Source organism: Nakamurella endophytica (assembly GCF_014646215.1).
GTDB lineage: Bacteria > Actinomycetota > Actinomycetes > Mycobacteriales > Nakamurellaceae > Nakamurella > Nakamurella endophytica.
The window spans coordinates 24,247-42,098 of sequence record NZ_BMNA01000021.1; the positions used below are offsets into that span (position 1 = coordinate 24,247).

Consider the following 17,852-nt stretch of genomic DNA (forward strand, 5'->3'; position numbering starts at 1 on the left):
CCGCTATCACCAACGACCTTACCATACCCCCCCACCGTACTTGCAGTCCCGCCGTGAGGCGCCTACTGTGCACCACGCATACCCCCTAGGGGTACTTTCCGTTGAGCGATTGGAGCTTGAGATGTTGCACACCCAACCCAACCCGCGCCGGTGGGCCGCCCTGGCCGTCATCGCACTGGCTCAATTCATGGTCATCATGGACACCTCGATCATCGGCGTGGCGCTGCCGAAGATGCAGACAGATCTCGGTTTCTCGCCGGACACGCTGTCGTGGGTGTTCAACGCCTACGTCATCGCGTTGGGCGGTCTGCTGCTCCTGGGCGGCCGCTTGGCAGATCTGCTGGGCGCGCGGCAGATGTTCCTGGCCGGTTGGGCGGTGCTGCTGGCCGGGTCGGTGATCGCAGCGGTGGCCGGGACGGCCGGCGTCGAGCTGACCGGTCGCGTCGTGCAGGGCGTCGGTTCAGCGCTCATCGCACCGGCCGCGCTGACGTTGCTGATGATGCTGTTCGGCGGGCGCCCCACCGAGTTGCCCAAGGCCATGGCGCTGTACGGGGCGGCCGCACCCGCCGGCGGCACCGCCGGGGTGTTCCTGGGCGGCGTGTTGACCCAGTGGCTGAGCTGGCCGTGGATCTTCTGGATCTACGTCCCGATCGCCGGCGTCGCGATCCTGGCGACCGTGAAGCTGATGCCCACCACGGCCACACACCGCGGCTCGGTGGACGTGGCCGGAGCGGTCACCGTCACCGCAGGCTTGGCCGCAGCCGTCTTCGGCATCGTCCGAGCCCCGCAGATCGGGTGGGGTTCGGCCGGAACGCTGACCTCCCTGCTGGCCGCTGTGGCGTTGCTGGCGGCGTTCGTGCTGATCCAACGAGCACGGCGGGTCCCGTTGCTGCGGCTGGGCATCTTCACCACCCCCAACCTCGGCGGCGCCAACCTCGCGCAGGCACTGCTGGGCGCGGCGTGGGTCCCGATGTGGTACTTCCTCAACCTCTACCTGCAGCAGGTCCTGGGCTACGACTCCTTCGCCAGCGGCGCCGCGCTGCTACCGATGACCGTGCTCATCGTCGTGCTGATGGTGGCCATCGCGCCGCGGCTGATCGCGCGGCTGGGCGCCAAGCCGCTGATCGTCGGTGGACTACTGGCCCTGGCCGCCGGGCTGGTCTGGTTGTCCTTCGCCCGACCCACCGGCAACTACCTGATCGACGTGCTGCCCGCCACGCTGGTCGCAGCGCTCGGCCAGGCATTGGCCTTCATCCCGTCCCTGGGCACCGCCATCTCCAGCGCCCGCCCCGAGGAAGGCGGCATCGCCGCCGGCATCGTCAACACCACCTACCAGGTCGGCTCGGCGCTGGGCCTGGCCGCCATGACCGCCCTTGGGATGTCCTTCGGCGCCGACCAGCTCGGCAACGTCCCGGCGTTGACCAACGGCTACTCCGCAGCGTTCCTCGGCGCCGCCGGCATCGCCGTCCTCGGTGCGCTGCTGACCCTGCCCACCCTGCACTTCTCCTCGCCCCGCACCCGCCAAGCCAGCCAGCAGCAGCAGCAGCCGACAGGCATCACCCACTGACCCGCCCCGCAGGGCCCAGGGCGCCCATAGCCCCATGCCCGATCGACGCGCAGGCCCTGACCCTTGACCGCTTCAGGTCAGGGTCCGCGCGTCGATGCACACAAACGGACCAACGCACCGCCGCCGCGACCTCACTACCCTTGCCGGGGTGAGCAAGCGGCGCGCACCGCCCGACGAGCTGCAAGCGCACGTACTGCTCGCCCTCTGGGCAGCCGACCAGCCGCTCACCGTCGCGGACATCGCCGCCCACATCGGCCTCGACGACCACCACCACACCGTGCGCGCCGCTCCCGACCGGCTGCAATCGCAAGGCGCCATCGACGACGTGACCGGCCGGTCCCGCACCTACCGGCCACGCACCGCCCACGTCCGAACCGCCACCCAGCAACTGCACACCGCGCTGCACCACACCCGCAGCCAACTCACCGTCTTGAACACCGACCGCTGCTTCGCCGGCACCCTCACCCCGGACGAGCCCAACGCGTTACCGACAGACCTCTGACCTTGCTGCCCCGCTGTCCCTTGGCCGAACCACCCCCACCACCACGCCCCCCCAACGCACACCAACAGCCCGCTGGCCGAAGTTGACCTCCGCGACGTCCCGCGACCCATCGAGTCCGGCCGCGTTCGTCCTGGACCGGCACGGACAGGCCGGCCGCCCGGTCACAGGACACCGGCTCAAAGAGTGAACGCTGCAGGCCGAAGCACTGAAAGATGAGCGCGAACGTCGACTTCAAGTGGAGTCTCACGGTGACGGAAGACGGGTCATGACCTGACCTTGCCATCAACAATTGCATGTAGCGACACACCACGGCCCGTGTGATACAACCGACGGCAACAGCGCAACGCGGTCTGTTGATTGCAAGTACCGGTGATGCCCTTCGCATGGCAGAATGCCAAAGAAGCGCTGCAAACATTCGCCATCGAACGCCACTTCGACTTTCTAGGCTATGCCGAGCGTGACAACTTCGCGGCCGCGGCGCTCGAGCGTTTCGCGGCCAACGGGCAGACCGAACGCGGCACCGCGGTCCTCCATCGGACGGGAACCGGTTGGACGACCCCCCGCTTGAGTTCGACGACGATGTGGCAGCACAGGTTCATCACGCGCGGTGAACTGCTCCCGGGACGCCTAATCGAACGGTACCAAGCAATCCAAACGTCTCCAGCGCCAAACGTTGCCCGACGTCCTTCGCATGGCTATGTCGCGATCAGCGGTATCGCCCCATTAGGCGTAAGCGCTGTGGTGGCTGAGACGTCGCTAGACAGCTGGGAAACTAGCGTAACCGAGTCGGGAAACTTCCTGGTGGTTGTTGAAGCTCATTGGGGCGAAGAGGCCAGACTGTTTCTGGCAATAGCCAGCGGGGACCGAGTCGAGGCGACCGGAGGACGGTTGTAGCAGCCGCGCCGGAGGGCGCCCGGCGACAGGTCACGCCTGGTTCGGGGACGATTGGTCCTTGCGTCCACGCACCGCCAAACACGTCCCGTTGGCCATGCGAACTCCGGCATCCGATGGGACAGATCGCCGCACTCATCCGTTTAGCGGACCGCGCCATCAGCGGGACGCCGCGGCTGCGCCGTGCCCGCCGGAAGCACGCCGACGGCTTGTGCACCACTCCCGCGCAGGCCGACCCTTCCACCCATGCCGCCGGTGCACACCCGGACAGTCACACACACCCTTGATAGCCATTCGGTCGCCGGGTGGCTGGGTCGACTTCGCCGCTGACACCGTCATCCGCCGATTGCAGATGTGGTCGCCCGGCCGTGCCGGTATCGCAGCAGTGCAGGACATGCGGTTGGCGGCGGAGGGTCAGCTGGCGTGACGGCGGGGTTGGTTGCGCAGGTGCGCCAGGGCGGCGGCGTAGTCGGCGCGGCCCCGGTGCACGGGGTGGGGGCCGTGGCGGCGGCGCGGCGCCGGCAGGTCCGGAAGAGCTAGCGCCACCTGGTCGAGGCCGGGGGTGCGGCGCCGGCGAGCGGGGGACAGCCGCCGCCAGGCCAGCTCGTCTAGCCACCACGCCCACGCGGTGCGTTCGGTGTCGTGCCGCAGGGTCCGCGCCGCCAATGTGCCCGCCGCGCCGGTCGTGGCCGCCGCGGCGTCACGATGGTCGCGGCCCGGTCGTAGCCACCGCCCGCTGGGGTCGGTGCGGGCCAGCCGGTGGCGGTGCAGCCGCTCGAGGTAGGCCAGGGTGCGGGGCAACGTGTAGCCGAGCCGGTCGGCCAGGCTCCTGGGGCTCCTGGGGCTCCCTTTTGCGGTGGTGAGGGCTTGGTATGTGCGGGCGCAGTGGTGCCCCAACCCTGGCTTGGCGGTGAACACGTCGTGGGCAACCGCGGTGGTGCGGTGCCGTAGGTGGGAACGCCACGCGTTGCGAGCAGCGGGGACGCGGTAGGGAGGGCGGCCGGCGGGGCGCGTGTCCGCTTGTGACCGACCTGAGGTCACCTGTGGTGTGGACAACGTGGGCGGGCGGGTGTGGATGGTCCAGTGGGTGGCGTGCACGCCCTCGGCGGGGCGGACCTGGGCGATCCAGCCGTCGGCGGCAAGGCGCAGCAGGGCTAGGCGGGCGGTGTCCCGGCCCAGGCCGGTCAGCTGGGACAGCCGGCGGATGTCGGCCTCGACGGCGTCGGGGCGGACGGCGTCCAGCTGCAGCAGGCACAGCACGTCCAGCACCCGCCGATCGGCCGGCCCACCCCGGGTGGCCCACCGGCCGGGGGAGGCGTCCGCGCGGCGCTGCACCCCGGCCACCGCCCCGGTGACCGCGGCGCACCGCGGCAACCACGTCGGATCGGCGCCGGCGGTGTCGGCCGGGTGCGCGGCGATCCAGGCGACCGCCCGGCGCCAGTTCCGGTCCAGCACGTCCCGCTGAGCCCGCGGGTTACGGGCGACACGCAGGGGGCCGTGCCGGCGGGTGCGGGCATGCTCCAATCCCGGCGCGGTCGCTAGGTGGGCGTCCAGGTCGGTGCGGCGCCAGCGAGCGCGGGCGGCTCCGCACAGCACCGTGAACAGCACCCGGCTGGCATCCGCCTCGGCCGGCAGCGGACTCGTCAGCGCCGCCTGCGCCGCGGGGGGCAGCGGGCGCCGGTCACCGAGCAGGTGTGGATGGCCGTGCTCGTCCCGGCCGACCGGCGACGCCCCGTCGACGGTGGCGGTGGACCGGGGTGGCGGGTCGCCGACTAGCCCGGCAAGTGTCAGGACGGCGTGGACGCCGGCGGTCGGGGCCAGCAGCGCCGACACGTCGCCGGCCAGGACCTCGCTGCGCCCGCCGAGGCGGTGCGGCGATCCTGGTGGGCGCAGCGCACCGGTGGCCGGGTTCAGCAGGGCGCTGACGTCCAGGCTGGGCAGCAGCTGTTGCAGGCCTGGGGCCAGCCGGGCCACCACCGGCGCTGGTACCGGCTCCGCCACCGCGGCCCACACGTGCCGGCCGCCGCCCGGCCCGGACCGGCACACCACATGCGGCACACCGGCCCGGCCCAGCAGCTCCCGCAGCCTGGCCAGATCCGACTCCACCGGGCCGGCCTTGGCGTCCAGATCGAACCCCAACAGCCGGAACCGGCCCGCGGGCGTCGGTCAGATACACCGCCCACGGCACGACCGGCTCCGCACCAGAAATCGGCGCGGTGGCCGGGTAGCGGTTCTCCACCCGACCATGCGCGTCGACCGAGGCCACCCGCACACATCGACGCGGCGACAACGCAGCCGTCAACGCCCACCCTGTGGGCGGGGGGACGGCGTATGCGCGGTGGCCGCGGGGGGCGCCGGGCCGTTCACCGGACGGTGAAGCGGCGGCTACTCGCTGATGTGGGCGGGGTCGATGCCACGGACACGGTCCGCCATAGGCATCGGACCGGCACGTCAGCCAATCGTCCAACGGCTGTTGGACGATTGCACCTTCTCTGCCCAACGGGCGTCCGCCGTGGTTGTTCCGATCTCGCAGTCACGGGGCCTCGCCGCGGAGCAATCAGCCGTGCGGAGGCAACCCGCCCGCATCGCGGACCCGTCTACTGCTCGAAGGACTCGACCGGCTCGCCAGGGGAGGTGACCGGATGCCAAGGTGGGCGATTGCTCTGCTTATTGCGCTTCTGATGGTGACGGTTGGGTGCGCGGCGAGGGCGCGGCTGCCTGCTGCGCCTTCTACAGGTGCGCCGGGATCGTCTACCGGATCGCTGTCGGCTCGAACCGGGAGCGACCTGCCGAGACCGTCGGCGAGCTCGACCCCGGTCACCGTCCCATGGAGCCCACGTGGGGTTCGGTCCGCCAATAAGGTCATACCGGCCGCCACACCGTCCGCGGTACCAGCCGAACCGCGCGCGTGCACCGGCGCGATCCGGTTGGTGCCCGGTAGCGCCCGCACGACCTCCAGCAGCGGCGGATACCTGCTGACCACCTTCGTCGTACGATTCGGTGCCTCGAAGCCATGTTGGGCCAACGGCGGCTTGTTCGCCGTCGACATGCTCGCCGCAGACGGCACAGCTCTACCCATCGGCTCTATGCCTGCTGGGCCCTATCACCCGCCGTTGCACATCGCAGCCGGTCAGCTCGTGTTCGGGTCCATACGCTGGGCCCCTGGACCGAACAGTCCACGGCCGGTGCGCCTTGCGTTCGTACTCGGCGACGCCCCGTCCGTCTCTCCGATCAGCATCTCGGTCGCCGACGTCGATGTCCCGCCGCTGTCCGGCGGCCACGGCCCACGCGACGCGTGGCAATCCACGGCGTACGGCCGGTTGACGTCGGCCGCTGACCCGGCGAGCTTGGCGTCGTTGACCGCTACGGTCATCGCGCCTGCCACGGTCCGGGTCTCGTCGAAGCTGGTCTACGCCGTCAGGTTGACCAATGACACCGACACCGCGGTGCCATTGCCCGGCTGCCTGCAGTTCGCCGAACAACTCAGCGTCGTGCCGCTGAAGATCCCAACGACGGTCGGCACTGAGGGCCCCTTGAACTGCAGTCGGCTGCCGCCGGCCATCCCCGCCCATGCATCGGTGACGATGCAGATGCAACTGGACACCGCCGGACAGGTCCCCGGCTCCGGTCGACTGACGTGGTCGCTCCTGGACGGCGGTCACGCCGTCGTCGAGGCCGACGTACCAGTCACGGTGCGGGCGCACTAGCGGCAGAACCTGGTGAGCCTCTCCAGTGCTTCCAAGACGCGAGCAACGTCGGGAAGTGTTGCGAGATGGTGCCCTTGGCCTCGCAGGTGACCGACCTGGGTAGCGCATTGAACTAAGTAGAAGTGCTACGGCGGCTTGACTGGTACCCGGAGGCAACCTTGCCGTGGCTGGCTACCGCCTACCCGTTGTGAAGCTGCGCGCGTGGGTGGTCGCGGGGCGCTGGTGACCACCGCGTGCACGTCGGCGCCTTCGACGTCGCTGACGCCAGCCAGCCCGGCTTCTGGTAATCAATCGGCGTTCTCGCAGTCCTGGCAAGCCGTCGTCGGCGCGGTGTCGCCCGCTGAACAGTCCGAAGCGGCGGAGCTGATCGGTCGATGGGCTGGCGCGGCCGCCTCGTCGCCGCCGGCGACCCTTCCGTTCAACCCTGAACGGCCAGGGGTCGCGGTCAACATCGAACGGGTCGTCCAATCCGCGGATGGCAGGATGTCGCAGCTTGAGTTTGTCGGCTCACCGAAGCAGGCCAACCAGGACTGCGGCTACGACTACTCCGCCGCAGCACTGCTCACCACGACGACGGCGGTCCTGGTCGTGCACGCCGACGCGGGCATGTGGCCCGGCGGCCCCGATGTCGGCTGCGGCTTGTCCGACCGCTCACGCTCGGCGGCCGTCCGCCTTCCGGTACCGCTGCGCGACCGGACATGCTGGACCTGACCACTGGCCAACCGATTCAGCCGGCACGGTGACCGCAGCCATCATCGAAGCTCTGGGTAGGACACCGGCCGTCGCCGCGGCGTCCCGGACGGCTGTCAGCCGGACACGCACCGAGCCTGCCGGCGACGCCCGTCGAGGCGGCGTGGCGCCCTCGACGCCGCAAGTCACTCGGGCGCACCCTTGGTACCCGCCGCGGCGGTGGCGGCCCACGACTGGATCGAGCGTCGTACGGCAGGAGGGGTGACGGATGCGGTCGTCACGCGCAGCGTTGCGGAGGTCGCGGGGTTCGCTGTTGGGGTTGGCCGTCGTCGTGGTGCTCGTGGGCGCTGGCTGGGCGTGGTGGCTGCGGTATGACGCCGGCCCGTACATCGACGTTCAGGGCCTGCGATACGCCGACGTCTCCTACGACTCGGGACCGTCACGGGGCAATCGACACGAGACAGGGCCGCGTCTGAACACCGCGGACGCGCTCGCTGTGGCCGAGGCCATCAACGCCCTCTCGACACACGACCACCTGTCCGGACCTCACAGCTGCCCCGTGGACAGCGAAGCCACCGACACGGTGATCTTCCATGCCGACCAGATCACGACAGCAGTCATCGACCGTGACGGCTGCAGCCGGGTGAAAGTCGTCCGCCGCGGACACAGGTGGACCCTGGACGAGAGCTACGGCACCGTCCGAGCCGCCGTCTCCGCCGCCGTCACACCAGCACACCGGTAGCGCCGAGCGGGCCGCCGGGACAGCGAGCCGGCCGGTTCTGAGTGGAAGTGTCGGGCGGTAGCGTGCGCGGCGAACCGACCGCGGCGGACTCACCAAAACCCTGCCAGCTGCGGCTCGTCGGAGGCAGGGTCTCGGCTGTGGGTGGCGGTGATCGTGCGGACGGTGGGTGGTTGCACCTGCCAGACTTGGGTGCCCCAGGCGGTGCCGCATGGCGAGTCGGTGCCGTAGCCGGTGGAGATCTGGGCCAGGGCGGTGGCAGATCCCGGGAGGGCTACAAGGTGGTGGACGCCGCCGCACGGCGGCATGGGCCAGGAGTGCAGGACATCGCCGGCGGGGTCGAGCAGGGCCATGGTGTTGCCGGTGCGGCAGCTTCGGGCGACCAGGATGCCGGCGCGGATCCAGCCGGGGGAGCCGTACGTGCAGTGCGGTGTCGGCTTGGCCACCTGAGGGTGCATCAGGTCGGGATGGTGGGTGTCGACAGTCACGAATGTGCCGTCCAGACCGCCGAGCTGCACGGCCAGCCGCGTCCCGTCAGGACTCCACGACGTGTACGCCAGCGAGTAGTACGGCCGGCCGATGGTGGCGGACAACGTCCGCCAGGTGGCCAGGTCGATGATCTGCAGCCGGTCCAGGCCACAGCCGCCGATGCGGCAGTGCGGAATGCACGCCTGTGTGTTGAGCACGGCGATGCGGGTGCCGTCCGGGCTCAGCGAGGCCCAGGCGGCGTCGCCGTCGAATTGCCGCAGCACGGTGTGCTGGTGGGTGCGCGGGTCGATCTTGTCGAGCCGGGACAGACAGCTGAACGTGGACAGCACCAACACGTCACCGGCCGGGGTCAGCATGGGATCGACGTGCTCGGCGGTGACTGCGGCGACGCAGTCGACCAGCGCCCCGTCGGTGAGTCGTCGGGTCGTGATGACGGTGCCGGCGCCGGTGCCGTCCAGGTTGCCCGGCTGGTTCCGCACCATCAGATACACGGCCTGCCGTGGGTCCGAAGCCGCCGACGGTGCTGGTCCGACGGTGATCATCGGTGGCACGGTCGCGAACATCGGCGTCTGCGTAGCAGCGGACGGCGGCACTCCCGGTGGTGTGGGGCATGCTGCCGCCGACGGCACCACCGGCCGCGTCGACGGCACTGGCAGCGCCTGTGTCGTCGGCGACGCCCCACTGCGGCTTGCCGTGCGAGGCGTTGTGCATCCAGCCACCACGACGCACACCAATACCGCAACAGCAGCAACCGCCCTGACCGCCGCCCGTGGACCGTTCACCACCATGGGACGGCCCGCACACCCGAGATGGTTGCGTCTCCGCCTGGCACTGCGCAACGGCCACCAAGCACACCACCTGACGCCGCTTCGGTGTGGCGGCGGCTCCATCGGAGGTGCAACCGGACGGCCTGCCAGGTACGGGCGGGCCGCATCAATCGGTGATGTTGAAGTTCAGGGCGGGGATGCGGTGTTGTGTGCCGTCGGCGAGGTCGAGAGGGGCGGTCAGTTGCCACCGTCCGGGCGGCAGGGTGTAGCCCAACTCGGGTCGCATGCTCGCGGTCCCTACCAGTAGTGGGATCTCGACACGCCCGCCGCGGGGTCCGGCGGTGAACGGAATCAGCGGCAACGTTTGTGCGCCGACGAAGCCGCCTGCAACTGCTCCGGTTTCGGGATCAAGGATCTGCGCTGTGAGTTGGCCGTTGGTCTGCACCTCGAGAGGCGACGCGGACCGGTTGGTCAACACCACCGCCGTCCTCACCGTGGCGCCGCGAGTCACCGTCAGCTCGGCTTGAAGCCGGATGTCTGCGCGGCCGGGGTCCATCACGGGTAGGGAAGGGAAGGATGCCCGTAGCGGGGTCGCCGCTGGGTCGGGCGGATAACGCAAGGCTCCGACCTGCAGGGTGACGGCGGCACCGTAGCGGCCGTGCAGCGCGGCTGCGACGTCCTCGGCGGTGGCTGTCAACGCGATGCGGTGCGGCTCGGGTTGGAATCGGGAGCTTGCCGTCGGGTACTGCAACAGGACACCAGGAGACCGCCGCCTCAGCTCATCCAGGTCCTGCGCCAGCTGTTGCCAGCGGCTCACAGCCCCATGGGCGGCCGCGACGACCTTCACCTCACCGGACAGACCGATTCCTTGTGCCAAATTGCCGATAACCCGCACGTCGTCGGGACCGACCTGCTCCAGCAACACCTGCGGTGTGCGGTCCGGCAGGAACCGGCACTCCAACACGCGATCGCCAAGCACTTCTTCGACCCGGTCGAACAGCCGCAGTCCCACGGATTGGCGACGCCAGAAGTCGGCGTCGAACTGGTCGTTTCCCAACGTCACGAGCTAACCCTTCCACGCACGATCGACCGCCGCCTGCACGCGGCCATGGGTGGCCTTGACCCAGTGCGTGCGGTCGTCACCTGCGGTCGGTGTGCGGCGTCTTCCGCGGCTTGCGCCAGTCTCCCCTGCCACGAGCGGAAGCCGCGGCCGGACGCCGGGGATTGCATCCGGTCGACCCGCCTTTCGAGGCGTCCGCCCGGCCCGCTGTCCGACGCGACGGCACCCCTCCTGAAGATGCCTGAGAGGGCTGCAAGCCATGAAGGTCGGTCCGTGGTCACGTCCGGTCCAGTCGGTGACGGTGCGCATTATGAGGTCACGCCCACGACCGGGGGACGACAGCTAGTCGTCGTGTCCGGGGACGTTGTTCACGCGGTCAGTCGCGTCGTAGGAATGCATGACGGGGTCCCGAGGGTGCGGCCGGCGCGTCGGCTGAAGGCCAAAGGACATACGGGGTGGCGTTACTGTTTGGAGTCGGCCAGCTGGACCTGTCGATCAGTACACGGTGAGGGCTGCGGGCGGCGCGTCGAGGTGCAGGCACAGGAGCCGCGCGCGAAGAACGTACCGACCGGCCGGTAGGTTGCGGGCGCCCGCCGGATGCCGCCAGGCTGCGGTGACCGCAACTGCGATACCCGGCTCGAGGGATGGCAGGACGTCGACCACGACGGCGCCCATGTCACCGAAATCGGCGCCCGCTCGGGGAAAATCGTCCCCGTCCTGCCCGACGGCCCAAACTTCGACGTAGTTGTCGTCGTTCCCGTCCGCGGTCCACCACTGCTGTCCGATGTTGCGAAGAACGAGCCGGAGGTCGGGTGACGTTCCCCTTGCAACCGTCGCCGGCTCGGTGACCCACTCTAGAGCTAGCCCGGCCCGGCGGACCGCGCGACCCGGTCGTGCTACAACCCCCGTGCCTTCAACCGCTGTCTGCCACTGGCCATCCGCTCGATAGGCGCGGATGACGATCCACGTGTCCGGGCCGCCGATTGGCCACGAGGCGGCCACTATTGGCAGAACCTCGCCCGGGTGAACGAGGTCTCCGTGAATGACGCGCCAGCCGTCGGTTGGTGGCCGGCCGTCAAGATCGTCGACGCTATTTGCTCCGTGGTCGCCGATCAATCGAGCCAACGGCACACCACGATCGGCCAGCACCGCCGCCGACACATCGACTTCACCCAGCTGCAGCACGGTCGCGGATCGGCCACTCACCAGTCGATCGTGCCACCGCGACCCAGCGTCGAGCGGGTCGTTCCCTCCGCCGATGACAGGACCCTCACGCTGCACTTCGTGGGCTCACCGAAGGAGGCCAACCATGATTGCGGGTACGACTACACCGCCGCGGCACTGGTCTCCACCCGGACGGTCGTGCTGGTCGTCCATGCCGATCCAGGGATCTGGCCCGACGGACCCGACATCAACTGCGGCATGTCCGGACGCATCCGGTCGGCTGTCGTCCGGCTACCCGAACCACTGGGAACCAGAGCACTGCTGGACCTGACCACCGGGCAGCCGATCCAGCGCACACCCTAACGTGCCCGGCGGAAGCCGCGTTCATCCGCACCGGCAAGTGACTGACTTGGTGCAGGCGCAGCGAAGGCAAAGGTCGGTCGCCGGCAACGCTTGCCGGCGAGGTCCCGTCTGCACTGGTGTGAGAGTTGGCGCTTGGCTTGCCGCAGCTGCACTGCTGCTATCCGGCTGCACAGCAGGCACCGAACCGGCGGGTCGCGGGAACGGGGAACCCTCGGCCGGAAGAGCAACACCCGTCGGCGCCGTGACTAGGCCTACGCCAGCGAGACCGGTGACGACGGTGCCGGGGCGCACTGCGCAATCGTCCGCGTTACCCGACACCACCACCGGCGCGCCAGGCACTGCAGTCACTCCGACGTGGCTAACGACTTGGTCCAGTACCTGCGGGGGGCAGGTGCAGGCCTACACCAGTGCAGGTCAATGGCGGGCACTGGACAACTGCCAGGGGCGGCTCCGCCCACTGCAGCAGACTGGTGAATCGGCACTAGCCATGAGCGTGGGTCAAACCCTCACGATCTTCGTCATCGACCAACCCGACATTCAGTTGTCCGTCACCCCAGTCTCCCTGGTACGCCTGGACGGACGAGTCATCACGGCCGAAGCTGTCGGCGACATACTCATCTTTATCCACGGCAGTCACGACCTGTGCCCGCCGCAGCCACCAGCTGCGGCGGCCGACTCCTGCCCAGCAATGAAAGTCACGATCGTCGGATGACCCGGACGCCCTCCTCTGTCGAGGGCTCAGCGCTGTTCTGGCGTAGCGGCCGGTCTCTGCGCCGATCCGCCACGGATTCGTGCTGAGCGGTCTTGGGTTGTCGAGCAACCAGTGCCCGGACCCGCCACGTCTGCGCATTGTGAAGTCTCGGGTGTTGGCCACCGTCGGTGTGGTCTTGCTTGTCGGCTGCTCCGGACGATCCGGCCCCCCGTCAGGCGATGCGCCGGCTCCTGACCGGGTCGTGGTCTCGGCGCCGCTGCCCACCGTGTCCCCCAAAACCCTGCCGTCGATTCCGCCCGTGATGACGCTGTCAACGCCGTCGACGCCCACCGCTGAGCCGGGACGGCCGACGACCCTTCCGACCTCGGAGCGGGACCCGCAGGTCACCGGCATGTCGTCCATGGGTGCTGTTCTGGTCGGTCGGTTGACCCTCGACCGGCGGGGTTGCTTCCACATCAGCGGCACCGAACGGGACATCTTGTGGCCGCGCGGCTACACCGCACGGCAACCGCTGAACGGGCCGGCCGAGATCGTCGACCCGACCGGCCAGACCGCCGCTCGAGTCGGTGACCTGATCTCCACCAGCGGCGGATACGCCTCAGCCGCGCCGCAGCCGCCGTGTACCGACGGGCAGCCCTGGGAGATCAACTCAGCCATCACGGTCCAAGCAAGCGACTACACCGCCACCGGGACAGCACTGCACACCAGCACAAGCCGCCCCGTCCCGACGGCTACCGATTCGGCCGGCACCGCGCCGCCAGTCACCGCCGGTCAAGGAACCCAGCAGACGTCGACTGCCGCATCGACCGCCGGCGGATCCGGGTCCGTCGCCGCGGCGACGCCGGCGGACCCACCGGTGACGACAGCAGCGTTAGCGCACGGAACGTGGCAAGAGCTGCCGGCCGCCCCGATCAGTGGCCGCTCCGACGCAGTCGGTGCGTGGACCGGCAGCCTGGTACTCATCTGGGGCGGCCGGGACGCGACATCCCGCGGCCGGCCCCTGCTGCTGGGTGACGGCGCCTCCTACGACCCGGCCACCCGACGATGGAACCAGCTCCCGCCGTCACCGCTCCCGCCCCGGGCATCGGCCCTGTCGGTGTGGACCGGACGGCAGCTGCTGATCTGGGGCGGCCAAGGCCCGACCGGGAACAACTACACCGACGGCGCCGCCTTCACACCGGCCACCCGCACCTGGACGGCGCTACCCAGCCTGCCCGACCCGACCGGCCCGACCGGCCCTGTCCGCGACCGAGCACTGGTGTGGACCGGCACGGCCGCCGTGCTGTTCACCGCCGGCGCTGAAGCCCCTGCCGCGACGGCGGCCAGCTCGGTTGCGGCTCACCGGTTCGTGCCCGGTGCCTCGTCCTGGACCGAGCTGCCGTCACTGCACTTGTCTGCTGGCCACCCGGCCCAACGGATCGCTGCAGTCGCAACCGACAGGCAGGTGTGGCTGTGGGCGCAGTGGTCCTCGAGCAAGGTCCTCGAACGACACGAGCAAGGCCAGCCCACCAGCACCGCAACCCGAGACGGTACCGACGTCTTCACCCTGGACGCGACCACGTTCAGATGGCGGACCAGCGGCACGGTGCCGGGCGGGCAGGGCATCTCGCCACCGTGGTGGACCGGGACGCACATCCTGCTACCCGCCGGCGTCTACCCGCGCACCTACCCCGGACCCAGACAGACGGACCTGCACGGCCTGACCGTGGACCCGACCGACGGCACCAGCACCGCCATGCCACACGGCCCGGTCGATGACCTGCGGCCGACATACGTGTGGACAGGCCAATTGCTCGTCGCGGCCAACAGCAGCGACGACCGCGGCGGACCTCCCCAGACATTGACCGGCCACGCAGCAGCCTGGGATCCGGTCACCCGCATCTGGACAGCACTGCACCCCGCGCCGGCCTCCGCGCCCGGTGGAGTCGTGCTGTGGACGGGACGGCAACTGTTCGTCTGGGGGCAGACGTCCAACACCCAGCTGACAACCGGCTCCAACCCCACCGCGACGTCCGGCTTCGTCCTGCAACCCGCCGCGCAGTAACCCCAACTGAACGGACGCGGCCGTCCTGCCTGTGCTGCTTGGCTTGGACGAAAACCCGTGGCACCGCGAACGTCCAATAGTGCCAAACCACTCGGGACTCGCCAAGTACCGAGCCGATCGAGTGAATGCCATCGTCGCAGCGCCCATACCGGTGGCCGGACGACCCGGCAGCGGTGTGCAGTCCCGGCAAGGTGTGCCGAGCCGGCGATGGTGACGCTCGGGGCTGTGGCCGCCAGCTGTCGAGCAACGGGGAAGGGGTTGGCGCCCGTCTAGTAAGCGTCGACGGTCAAAGATGGGAGCAAGGTGCAGGGGACACGAACCGGGCGCGGGATTCCGGCGGTGGTCGTGGCGGTAGCCGTGCTGGTGGCCGGTTGCCGGTCATCGCCGACGGCGCCGTCCACTTCGACGGTGCTGTCAGCGTCGACGACTGCGCCCCACGGGTCGCCTGTGCAGCGCTTGACTGGGCCGAGGCTGACTCACAGCACGGCGGCCGCGTCCAGCACCACGGACGTGGCCAGCGGCACTGGCGCCAGCACCAGCGCCGCGCCGTCGGTGGACACCAAGCCCGCAGCCGTCGATCCACATCTGTTGGGAGTGCATTGGACACTCGCGTCGGTCCGCACCGCGACCTCGACGACGGATACCGGACGCTTCTGGCCGGCAGCGGTCGAGTTCACCGCCACGTATGTGGCGTACGACCTGGACTGCTCCGGCGCGCTGCACACCTACACCGCGACCGCGTCGCAATTCACCGTCGGTCCGGCGATCGACACGCTCGCGCATGGGTGCGGCTTCGAACCTTCGGGCCCCGGACCCGACGCGATCACCGCGCTGGTCCGATCAACAACCCCCGTCACGTACACGGTCACCGGCGGCACGCTCACCATCAGGACGGCCACTGCGAGGCTGGTTCCGCAATACCGGCCGCGCCGGCCTGTACGGGTACTGGCCGCAGCTCTACCGAACAGCGACCTCGCCGCGTGGGTGCACGAACCTGCCACACCGCTGTTCCCGGTGTCCTATCGCCGGCCGCAGCAGTGGCAGCTCTACCCGTTCCGTCAGACCTTCCCCGACCTGACCATCGCCGGGTACTTGAGCACCGACCCCCTGCACAACCCCTGCAACGTTGGCCAGACGCACAACACCCAGGACCACTGTGGCCCGCCGATCAAAGAGCTGGCAGGCGACGGAGTCCTGATCACCCTGGGCGGCCCCACCAACGCCCACGACCGCGACAACTCCGCCGTCTGCGACACAGCCAACACGACCGTCGCCGGGTGGCCCGCCAACCTCTCTGATCGCCGCGCCACCGGCGACTGCGCAACCATCGGCGGCAACCGAGCAATCCTCGTTCACACCACGCCCGACCCCGCCCACGAATTCAGATCAGCGCCTGCATCCGTGGCCCCTACCCCGACCAGGTCGACCACACCTTCCGACAGCTGATCAAGACCATCACCTACGACGGGCATTGAACCGTCCCAGACTCCTTGAGCTGGGCCGCGCCCGTCCACAACCACCGACTCACCCGCTGCACTCACTACTTCGGTGAACTGACCGATCGCCAACGTGATGGGCGCCCTTGAGGCGCCAGGAATCGGCGGAGCAGAAGACCTCGACCCAGGAAGCGCAGCCTGCCGTGGGACGGGTGCTAGCGGTGGTTCAGTACCGCTGCGCCCACCACCGCGCCACGTACAGCGGTGCCGTCGCGCCAAGGAACGCCATCGCGAAGGTGTGCGTCTGCAGCCACCCAACGACGAACACGGCGGTTGCTACCACGGCACCGACGGTCGCGATGCGCAGCCCCACCGGAACGAACGTCCAGCTCATCGGCCGACGTCCCCGCATGAGGCCAATCAGCAGACAAGCCACCGCCCAACCACCGAGGACGACGCTGACCACCACAGCGGGCCAGTACCCGAGGACCTCGTTGCTCGACCACAAACAGAAGATGAGCGAGCAGGCGCCGAGCACTCGGAGGGCGGCCGGTTCGGGCGCCGTCCACACCGACTCCCGACGCCCCGTGGGTGCGGGCGGATCCGCGGTCATCAACGACTTCCTTCACCCGAGGTGCTGCGCGAGCCGCCTACGCTGACCGGGTCCCGGGCGGGGACCGCACGGGAGGGAGTCAGGCATGTGGCTGGACGACTTCGGAGAATACGACCAGGAGCCGCCGCGTTGGGGGCAAACGTTTGTGTACCGGTTTTTCACGACTCGGCCCCGGTCGCTGGCGGTGCTCCTCTTCGTCTTCCCCTTGGTCTGCTACACCCTCGTGGTCGTCACTCTGATTCTCGGCACCAGGTTCCAGTCCGCCCCTCAACTCATCGGAGGCTGCATCGCCGGTGCTGCGTTCGGCACCTTCGCACTGCTCCTAGCCGTCAACAACGCTCGTCGCACCTTCAGGCGTCAACGCCGCGACGATTAGGCGCGGAACATCGCTGGGTACGCCGCAGCACGTGACCATGCGGACATCTGGTTGCCAGCACCCGACTCGTTCACGGCCAGGTGGTCACCGTGTTGCTTTGCCGACCAACGCGACGTCCACTCGACGCAGGCTGCGCTGCGGTCAGGTCCCGTGCAACCGAGCTGCAGTTCGGCGCCGTCCAGTCATGCGGATGATTCGGATGGGGCGGAGGGTTGGTGCGAACCCGAAGGATTCGTGATGCTCGATGGGTCGCCGCGGTAGCGGCGCTGTTGCTGCTGGCGTGGGTCTCTGGGTGCCGGCAGCAAGAGGCCGCGTCGACTGTCCGGCCGGTCGGCTTTCTCCCGCCTTTGCCAGTGTCGGCGACGTCGTCGGGTGAGATTTCGGCGTCGGGAGCCGTGGCGCTGCAGTCGACCGGCCCCGACGCGGCGTCGTCTTCTCCGAGCTTTCCTCCTTCCGTGCAGTCGTCGGCCGGGTCGACAAGCCCGGAGACCGTCTCGACGGGGGTAGATGGCGGTCTTACCGGTAAGAGCTGAGCGCTAGTAGGTATCGCCCTGTCAGCGCATCGCACGACCGACACCGCTTGTGTTACTCGTGTGGCAGCGATCCCTGCAACCAGCAACACGCCGACGGGAGCCCTGGCGGCAAGCAGCAGGATTGGGACCTCACCGGCTCATCGCAATCGACGGTGTATGGAGGGTCTGAAGCCGCCGGTTTCCAGCAGTGATCTGGCGA

At 69.3% G+C, this 17,852-nt stretch carries 16 protein-coding genes; 11 read left to right on the forward strand and 5 right to left on the reverse strand.

Annotation, left to right across the window (positions count from 1 at the left end; all coding sequences use genetic code 11):
* Window positions 1–121: 121 nt before the first annotated feature.
* The 3 genes from IEY37_RS21355 to IEY37_RS21365 all read left to right on the forward strand — a co-directional run bounded on the left by IEY37_RS21355 (window position 122) and on the right by IEY37_RS21365 (window position 2,963).
* Window positions 122–1,567 carry an MFS transporter gene (locus IEY37_RS21355; protein WP_188944957.1) on the forward strand — a complete coding sequence of 482 codons (1,446 nt, stop codon included), beginning with the start codon at window positions 122–124 and terminating at the stop codon, window positions 1,565–1,567.
* A gap of 148 nt (window positions 1,568–1,715) precedes the next feature.
* On the forward strand, window positions 1,716–2,069 hold the full coding sequence (locus IEY37_RS21360) for a BlaI/MecI/CopY family transcriptional regulator (RefSeq protein WP_188944958.1): 354 nt from the start codon (window positions 1,716–1,718) through the stop codon (window positions 2,067–2,069).
* 372 nt (window positions 2,070–2,441) lie between these two features.
* Window positions 2,442–2,963 carry a hypothetical protein gene (locus tag IEY37_RS21365; protein ID WP_188944959.1) on the forward strand — a complete coding sequence of 174 codons (522 nt, stop codon included), beginning with the start codon at window positions 2,442–2,444 and terminating at the stop codon, window positions 2,961–2,963.
* Window positions 2,964–3,374: 411 nt separating this feature from the next.
* Here IEY37_RS21365 and IEY37_RS21370 read toward each other — a convergent pair whose 3' ends face one another.
* On the reverse strand, window positions 3,375–5,099 hold the full coding sequence (locus IEY37_RS21370) for a hypothetical protein (RefSeq protein ID WP_188944960.1): 1,725 nt from the start codon (window positions 5,097–5,099) through the stop codon (window positions 3,375–3,377).
* A 791-nt stretch (window positions 5,100–5,890) separates the two neighbouring features.
* Here IEY37_RS21370 and IEY37_RS21375 point away from each other — a divergent pair.
* The 3 genes from IEY37_RS21375 (at window position 5,891) to IEY37_RS21385 (ending at window position 8,099) form a co-directional block, all read left to right on the forward strand.
* Window positions 5,891–6,667 (forward strand): hypothetical protein, encoded by a 777-nt coding sequence (locus tag IEY37_RS21375; protein WP_188944961.1) that lies wholly within the window; start codon window positions 5,891–5,893, stop codon window positions 6,665–6,667.
* 222 nt (window positions 6,668–6,889) lie between these two features.
* Window positions 6,890–7,378 carry a hypothetical protein gene (locus IEY37_RS21380; protein WP_188944962.1) on the forward strand — a complete coding sequence of 163 codons (489 nt, stop codon included), beginning with the start codon at window positions 6,890–6,892 and terminating at the stop codon, window positions 7,376–7,378.
* A 298-nt stretch (window positions 7,379–7,676) separates the two neighbouring features.
* Window positions 7,677–8,099, forward strand: a complete 423-nt coding sequence (locus IEY37_RS21385) for a hypothetical protein (protein ID WP_188944963.1) — start codon at window positions 7,677–7,679, stop codon at window positions 8,097–8,099.
* 89 nt (window positions 8,100–8,188) lie between these two features.
* Here the strand turns inward: IEY37_RS21385 and IEY37_RS21390 are convergent, their stop codons facing one another.
* From IEY37_RS21390 to IEY37_RS21400, 3 genes are all read right to left on the reverse strand, one after another.
* Window positions 8,189–9,148 (reverse strand): TolB-like translocation protein, encoded by a 960-nt coding sequence (locus tag IEY37_RS21390; protein ID WP_188944964.1) that lies wholly within the window; start codon window positions 9,146–9,148, stop codon window positions 8,189–8,191.
* A 370-nt stretch (window positions 9,149–9,518) separates the two neighbouring features.
* Window positions 9,519–10,415, reverse strand: coding sequence for a hypothetical protein (locus IEY37_RS21395; protein WP_188944965.1), 897 nt, complete (start codon window positions 10,413–10,415; stop codon window positions 9,519–9,521).
* Between the two features lie 492 nt (window positions 10,416–10,907).
* On the reverse strand, window positions 10,908–11,618 hold the full coding sequence (locus IEY37_RS21400) for a hypothetical protein (protein WP_188944966.1): 711 nt from the start codon (window positions 11,616–11,618) through the stop codon (window positions 10,908–10,910).
* Window positions 11,619–11,696: 78 nt separating this feature from the next.
* On the opposite strand from IEY37_RS21400, the gene IEY37_RS21405 reads away from it, so the two are divergent.
* The 4 genes from IEY37_RS21405 (at window position 11,697) to IEY37_RS21420 (ending at window position 16,141) form a co-directional block, all read left to right on the forward strand.
* On the forward strand, window positions 11,697–11,939 hold the full coding sequence (locus IEY37_RS21405) for a hypothetical protein (protein ID WP_188944967.1): 243 nt from the start codon (window positions 11,697–11,699) through the stop codon (window positions 11,937–11,939).
* Between the two features lie 391 nt (window positions 11,940–12,330).
* Complete coding sequence (locus IEY37_RS21410; protein WP_188944968.1) at window positions 12,331–12,651, forward strand: hypothetical protein; 321 nt, start codon at window positions 12,331–12,333, stop codon at window positions 12,649–12,651.
* Between the two features lie 856 nt (window positions 12,652–13,507).
* Window positions 13,508–14,695, forward strand: coding sequence for a Kelch repeat-containing protein (locus tag IEY37_RS21415; protein WP_188944969.1), 1,188 nt, complete (start codon window positions 13,508–13,510; stop codon window positions 14,693–14,695).
* A 510-nt stretch (window positions 14,696–15,205) separates the two neighbouring features.
* On the forward strand, window positions 15,206–16,141 hold the full coding sequence (locus IEY37_RS21420) for a DEAD/DEAH box helicase family protein (protein WP_188944970.1): 936 nt from the start codon (window positions 15,206–15,208) through the stop codon (window positions 16,139–16,141).
* A 216-nt stretch (window positions 16,142–16,357) separates the two neighbouring features.
* Here the strand turns inward: IEY37_RS21420 and IEY37_RS21425 are convergent, their stop codons facing one another.
* On the reverse strand, window positions 16,358–16,744 hold the full coding sequence (locus IEY37_RS21425; protein ID WP_188944971.1) for a hypothetical protein: 387 nt from the start codon (window positions 16,742–16,744) through the stop codon (window positions 16,358–16,360).
* A gap of 85 nt (window positions 16,745–16,829) precedes the next feature.
* Between IEY37_RS21425 and IEY37_RS21430 the strand changes: the two genes are divergently transcribed.
* Window positions 16,830–17,120, forward strand: a complete 291-nt coding sequence (locus tag IEY37_RS21430) for a hypothetical protein (RefSeq protein WP_188944972.1) — start codon at window positions 16,830–16,832, stop codon at window positions 17,118–17,120.
* Window positions 17,121–17,852 lie beyond the last annotated feature (732 nt).

What these genes read in the sequence shown, in the direction of transcription:
- IEY37_RS21390 (WP_188944964.1), bottom strand. Translation starts at nt 9,148, where the DNA reads ATGTTCGCGACCGTGCCACCGATGATCACCGTCGGACCAGCACCGTCG.
- IEY37_RS21365 (WP_188944959.1), top strand. Translation starts at nt 2,442, where the DNA reads ATGCCCTTCGCATGGCAGAATGCCAAAGAAGCGCTGCAAACATTCGCC.
- IEY37_RS21355 (WP_188944957.1), top strand. Translation starts at nt 122, where the DNA reads ATGTTGCACACCCAACCCAACCCGCGCCGGTGGGCCGCCCTGGCCGTC.
- IEY37_RS21425 (WP_188944971.1), bottom strand. Translation starts at nt 16,744, where the DNA reads ATGACCGCGGATCCGCCCGCACCCACGGGGCGTCGGGAGTCGGTGTGG.
- IEY37_RS21430 (WP_188944972.1), top strand. Translation starts at nt 16,830, where the DNA reads ATGTGGCTGGACGACTTCGGAGAATACGACCAGGAGCCGCCGCGTTGG.